Origin of the sequence: Caballeronia arvi, assembly GCF_001544695.2 — a bacterium.
Lineage (GTDB): Bacteria > Pseudomonadota > Gammaproteobacteria > Burkholderiales > Burkholderiaceae > Caballeronia > Caballeronia arvi.
The window spans coordinates 1-646 of the sequence record NZ_FCOM02000327.1 but is presented as its reverse complement, the minus strand read 5'-3'; the positions used below and the strand labels follow the sequence as shown (position 1 = coordinate 646).

At 60.5% G+C, this 646-nt stretch carries 1 protein-coding gene; it reads left to right on the top strand.

Annotation, left to right across the window (positions count from 1 at the left end; translation table 11 throughout):
- The coding region (locus tag AWB74_RS45175) for a citrate/2-methylcitrate synthase (RefSeq protein ID WP_327363399.1) at positions 1 to 646 on the top strand (646 nt) is incomplete at both ends.

Sequence of the window (646 nt, the reverse complement as noted above, 5' to 3'; positions counted from 1 at the left end):
CGCCGAGCGTCGAAATGCCGATCTACAAGGGCACGATGGGCCCGGACGTGATCGACATCCGCAAGTTGTACGGTCAGACCGGCAAGTTCACGTATGACCCGGGCTTCATGTCGACGGCGGCGTGCAATTCCGCGATCACGTATATCGATGGCGACAAGGGCGAGCTGCTGTATCGCGGCTATCCGATCGAGCAACTCGCGGTGAACGCCGACTTCCTCGAAACCTGCTATCTGCTGCTGAAGGGCGAACTGCCCAACACCGCGCAGAACAAGGAATTCGTGGAGACGGTCACGCGTCACACGATGGTGCACGAGCAGATGCACTTCTTCTTCCGCGGCTTCCGTCGCGACGCGCACCCGATGGCCGTGCTGACCGCAGCGGTCGGCGCGCTGTCGGCGTTCTATCACGACTCGCTGAACATCAACGATCCGCGTCACCGTGAAGTGTCGGCGATTCGCATGATCGCGAAGCTGCCGACGCTCGTCGCGATGGCGTACAAGTTCAGCATCGGCCAGCCGTTCGTGTATCCGAAGAACGAGCTGTCGTACAGCGCGAACTTCATGCACATGATGTTCTCGAACCCGTGCGAAGAGTACAAGGTCAACGACGTGCTCGTGCGCGCGCTCGACCGCATCCTGATCCTGCA